This is a genomic window from Zeimonas sediminis (assembly GCF_023721795.1).
In the GTDB taxonomy this organism is placed as follows: domain Bacteria; phylum Pseudomonadota; class Gammaproteobacteria; order Burkholderiales; family Burkholderiaceae_E; genus Zeimonas; species Zeimonas sediminis.
In genome coordinates this window covers 1-5,582 of record NZ_JAMQYE010000003.1, presented here as the reverse complement: position 1 = coordinate 5,582, position 5,582 = coordinate 1, and the positions used below count along the sequence as shown (strand labels likewise).

Here is a 5,582-nt window from a genome sequence, read left to right as displayed (position 1 = left end):
CGCGCCCGGAAAGCAAAAAAGCCACCCTGTGGGGTGGCTTTTTTGCGTCGGAGAGGAGTGCCTGACGATGTCCTACTTTCACGAGCGAGGTGCTCACTATCATCGGCGCTGCGGCGTTTCACGGTCCTGTTCGGGATGGGAAGGGGTGGTTCCACCGCGCTATGGTCATCAGGCATGACTTGTTGCTCTCTCGTGGGCGGTGAGGCACACGCGAGGGCCAATTCGAGGAGAAGATAGCGAGACAGTCTTCGTGTCTGGCGCCGCTTGCGGTGAGGCAAGCGGTGCGATCGTGGGTGACGATCGGCTTGGTTTGCGTGCGGGTGACACGCAAGAGAGTTGTGAGTTGCACCGAACAACGTTGCGGCTCAAGCACTGCTTGAATGCAAAGTTATAGGGTCAAGCCTCACGGGCAATTAGTACTGGTTAGCTTAACGCATTACTGCGCTTCCACACCCAGCCTATCAACGTCCTGGTCTCGAACGACCCTTCAGGGGGATCAAGTCCCCAGGGAAATCTCATCTTCAGGCGAGTTTCCCGCTTAGATGCTTTCAGCGGTTATCTCTTCCGCACATAGCTACCCTGCGATGCCACTGGCGTGACAACAGGTACACCAGAGGTGCGTCCACTCCGGTCCTCTCGTACTAGGAGCAGGCCCCGTCAAATTTCCAACGCCCACAGCAGATAGGGACCAAACTGTCTCACGACGTTTTGAACCCAGCTCACGTACCTCTTTAAATGGCGAACAGCCATACCCTTGGGACCGGCTACAGCCCCAGGATGAGATGAGCCGACATCGAGGTGCCAAACACCGCCGTCGATATGAACTCTTGGGCGGTATCAGCCTGTTATCCCCAGAGTACCTTTTATCCGTTGAGCGATGGCCCTTCCATTCAGAACCACCGGATCACTAGGTCCTGCTTTCGCACCTGCTCGACTTGTCAGTCTCGCAGTCAAGCACGCTTTTGCCCTTGCACTTTAGGCACGATGTCCGACCGTGCCAAGCGTACCTTCGAACTCCTCCGTTACGCTTTGGGAGGAGACCGCCCCAGTCAAACTGCCTACCATGCACTGTCCCCGACCCGGATGACGGGCCAAGGTTAGAACCGCAAACAAACCAGGGTGGTATTTCAAGGACGGCTCCACGGAAACTGGCGTTCCCGCTTCAAAGCCTCCCACCTATCCTACACAAATCGGTTCACAGTCCAATGCAAAGCTACAGTAAAGGTTCATGGGGTCTTTCCGTCTAGCTGCGGGGAGATTGCATCATCACAAACATTTCAACTTCGCTGAGTCTCGGGAGGAGACAGTGTGGCCATCGTTACGCCATTCGTGCAGGTCGGAACTTACCCGACAAGGAATTTCGCTACCTTAGGACCGTTATAGTTACGGCCGCCGTTTACCGGGGCTTCGATCAAGAGCTTGCACCCCATCACTTAACCTTCCGGCACCGGGCAGGCGTCACACCCTATACGTCCACTTTCGTGTTAGCAGAGTGCTGTGTTTTTGGTAAACAGTCGCAGCCACCGATTTTTTGCAACCCTTTCGCCCTCGTGTTGTTCACACTCAAGCTACCAGGGCACACCTTCTCCCGAAGTTACGGTGTCAATTTGCCGAGTTCCTTCTCCCGAGTTCTCTCAAGCGCCTGAGAATACTCATCTCGCGCACCAGTGTCGGTTTGCGGTACGGTCTCTCTGAGCTGAAGCTTAGAGGCTTTTCCTGGGACCCCTTCCAGTTGCTTCGCGAGCAAGCTCGCTCGTCTCGATCCCTCGGCATACGCCCGGCGGATTTGCCTACCGGACACCTACAGACCAAGAACCGGGACTTCCAACACCCGGACAACCTTCCACGATCCGTCCCCCCATCGCACTCAGAGACGGTGCTGGAATATTAACCAGCTTCCCATCAGCTACGGCTTTCGCCCTCACCTTAGGGGCCGACTCACCCTACGCCGATGAACGTGGCGTAGGAAACCTTGCGCTTACGGCGAGCGGGCTTTTCACCCGCTTTAACGCTACTCATGTCAGCATTCGCACTTCTGATATCTCCAGCAAGCCTTACGACTCACCTTCACAGACGTACAGAACGCTCCCCTACCACTTGTCAAAGACAAGTCCGCAGCTTCGGTTAACCGCTTAGCCCCGTTACATCTTCCGCGCAGGACGACTCGATCAGTGAGCTATTACGCTTTCTTTAAAGGGTGGCTGCTTCTAAGCCAACCTCCTGACTGTTTTAGCCTTCCCACTTCGTTTCCCACTTAGCGGTTATTTGGGACCTTAGCTGGCGGTCTGGGTTGTTTCCCTCTCGACCTCGGACGTTAGCACCCGAGGACTGTCTGCCGTGCTGGCACTTCCGGGTATTCGGAGTTTGCTATGGCGCGGTAAGCCTAAACGACCCCCGCAACCATTACAGTGCTCTACCCCCCGGAGCGATACACGACGCACTACCTAAATAGTTTTCGGGGAGAACCAGCTATTTCCAGGTTTGTTTAGCCTTTCACCCCTACCCACAGCTCATCCGCTACTTTTGCAACAGTAGTCGGTTCGGACCTCCAGTAAGTGTTACCTCACCTTCATCCTGGCCATGGGTAGATCACCTGGTTTCGGGTCTACGCCCAGCGACTGGATCGCCCTATTCGGACTCGGTTTCCCTGCGCCTTCCCTATACGGTTAAGCTCGCCACTGAACGTAAGTCGCTGACCCATTATACAAAAGGTACGCCGTCACCCGTTTCCGGGCTCCGACTGTTTGTATGCATGCGGTTTCAGGATCTATTTCACTCCCCTCCCGGGGTTCTTTTCGCCTTTCCCTCACGGTACTTGTTCACTATCGGTCGATCACGAGTATTTAGCCTTGGAGGATGGTCCCCCCATCTTCAGACAGGATTTCACGTGTCCCGCCCTACTTCTCGTGCGCTCAGTACCACCGATCCGTTTTCGCGTACGGGGCTATCACCCTCTGTCGCCGGACTTTCCATTCCGTTCCGCTAACGTATCGGCTATCACGCACAGGCTGCTCCGGTTTCGCTCGCCACTACTTCCGGAATCTCGGTTGATTTCTTTTCCTGCAGCTACTTAGATGTTTCAGTTCGCTGCGTTCGCCTCCACGCGCCTATGTATTCAGCGCGGGATGACCCTTGCGGGCCGGGTTTCCCCATTCGGAAATCCGCGGATCAAAGCTCGTTTGTCAGCTCCCCGCGGCTTATCGCAGACTACGACGTCCTTCATCGCCTGTGATCGCCAAGGCATCCACCACATGCACTTATTCGCTTGACCCTATAACTTTGCAGACTCGCAACGAGTCGGGCCAAGTCAGCGCTTGCCGCATATTCTCGGTTCACTCAAGAACCAAAAATTCGTTGTGATGCAATCACAACCCGTATCCATTCAAAAAGACTGAATACGATATCTTCTCTCGAATTGTTAAAGAGCTCCGACTCGCCCCAACACAGGAACGATGGACCAGCGCGCTCGCAACGCGAACGCGCTCGCCGATCCCCCCTGCCCCAACGGGCCGGCTGACACGACAACTTCCAGACCAGGATTGTTCCCCAGCCCGACCCGACCCACGCAAAGGTGGTGGAGGTGAACGGGATCGAACCGATGACCCCCTGCTTGCAAAGCAGGTGCTCTCCCAGCTGAGCTACACCCCCAATCGAGCCGGTGGTGGTGGGTCTGGTTGGACTCGAACCAACGACCCCCGCCTTATCAAGACGGTGCTCTAACCAGCTGAGCTACAGACCCAGTTGTCTGCCACTTCTTCCAACAGCCGATAAGTGTGGGCGCCTGCACTACTGGCGCATTCTCTCTGGAAAGGAGGTGATCCAGCCGCACCTTCCGATACGGCTACCTTGTTACGACTTCACCCCAGTCATGAGCCCTGCCGTGGTAAGCGCCCTCCTTGCGGTTAGGCTACCCACTTCTGGCAAAACCCACTCCCATGGTGTGACGGGCGGTGTGTACAAGACCCGGGAACGTATTCACCGCGACATGCTGATCCGCGATTACTAGCGATTCCGACTTCATGCACTCGAGTTGCAGAGTGCAATCCGGACTACGATCGGTTTTCTGGGATTGGCTCCCCCTCGCGGGTTGGCGACCCTCTGTACCGACCATTGTATGACGTGTGAAGCCCTACACATAAGGGCCATGAGGACTTGACGTCATCCCCACCTTCCTCCGGTTTGTCACCGGCAGTATCCCTAGAGTGCCCTTGCGTAGCAACTAAGGAAAAGGGTTGCGCTCGTTGCGGGACTTAACCCAACATCTCACGACACGAGCTGACGACAGCCATGCAGCACCTGTGTCCAGGTTCCCTTTCGGGCACCAATCCATCTCTGGAAAGTTCCTGGCATGTCAAGCGTAGGTAAGGTTTTTCGCGTTGCATCGAATTAATCCACATCATCCACCGCTTGTGCGGGTCCCCGTCAATTCCTTTGAGTTTTAACCTTGCGGCCGTACTCCCCAGGCGGTCTACTTCACGCGTTAGCTGCGTTACCAAGGAAATGAATCCCCGACAACTAGTAGACATCGTTTAGGGCGTGGACTACCAGGGTATCTAATCCTGTTTGCTCCCCACGCTTTCGTGCATGAGCGTCAGTGTCATCCCAGGAGGCTGCCTTCGCCATCGGTGTTCCTCCGCATCTCTACGCATTTCACTGCTACACGCGGAATTCCACCTCCCTCTGACGCACTCTAGCCGTGCAGTCACAAATGCAGTTCCCAGGTTGAGCCCGGGGATTTCACATCTGTCTTGCACAGCCGCCTGCGCACGCTTTACGCCCAGTAATTCCGATTAACGCTCGCACCCTACGTATTACCGCGGCTGCTGGCACGTAGTTAGCCGGTGCTTATTCTTCCGGTACCGTCATCCCCCCGGGGTATTAACCCAGGAGATTTCTTTCCGGACAAAAGTGCTTTACAACCCGAAGGCCTTCTTCACACACGCGGCATTGCTGGATCAGGCTTGCGCCCATTGTCCAAAATTCCCCACTGCTGCCTCCCGTAGGAGTCTGGGCCGTGTCTCAGTCCCAGTGTGCCTGGTCGTCCTCTCAGACCAGGTACGGATCGTCGCCTTGGTGAGCCTTTACCCCACCAACTAGCTAATCCGACATCGGCCGCTCCGATAGCGCGAGGCCCGAAGGTCCCCCGCTTTCCACCGTAGTGCGTATGCGGTATTAATCCGGCTTTCGCCGGGCTATCCCCCACTACCGGGCACGTTCCGATGCTTTACTCACCCGTTCGCCACTCGCCACCAGGCCGAAGCCCGTGCTGCCGTTCGACTTGCATGTGTAAGGCATGCCGCCAGCGTTCAATCTGAGCCAGGATCAAACTCTTTAGTTCGATCTGTTTCAAAGTCGACTTCAAAAGAAGTCTCGCTCAACGGAATCGACATTCATTGGCGTGAACCAATGGATATCTTCTTACCGTGTGAGCATCTGATTTTTCCGAGAACCAGGGACAAGCCCCGGTACCCGCCCAACCACCCCCGGCAAAACCGGCGGCAGCAGGCTTGGCGCTCTCGCCCAGACGCCCACACTTATCGACTGCTGGATTGTTAAAGAACTCGATCGCGCTGCATTTGCAG

1 protein-coding gene, 2 tRNA genes and 3 rRNA genes are annotated in these 5,582 nt (G+C 55.8%); all 6 read right to left on the bottom strand.

Annotation, left to right across the window (positions count from 1 at the left end):
• Positions 1–59: 59 nt before the first annotated feature.
• Positions 60–173 (bottom strand): 5S ribosomal RNA (rrf, locus tag M6I34_RS18215).
• 219 nt (positions 174–392) lie between these two features.
• Positions 393–3,271: ribosomal RNA gene (locus M6I34_RS18210) — 23S ribosomal RNA — on the bottom strand.
• A 301-nt stretch (positions 3,272–3,572) separates the two neighbouring features.
• Positions 3,573–3,648: transfer RNA gene (locus M6I34_RS18205), tRNA-Ala, on the bottom strand.
• A gap of 14 nt (positions 3,649–3,662) precedes the next feature.
• Positions 3,663–3,739: transfer RNA gene (locus tag M6I34_RS18200), tRNA-Ile, on the bottom strand.
• A 68-nt stretch (positions 3,740–3,807) separates the two neighbouring features.
• Positions 3,808–5,338 (bottom strand): 16S ribosomal RNA (locus tag M6I34_RS18195).
• Together the 16S, 23S and 5S rRNA genes with 2 tRNA genes alongside form the textbook arrangement of a ribosomal RNA operon.
• A gap of 36 nt (positions 5,339–5,374) precedes the next feature.
• Positions 5,375–5,582: hypothetical protein (locus M6I34_RS18190; protein WP_272487238.1), on the bottom strand; the 208-nt coding region annotated here is incomplete at its 5' end.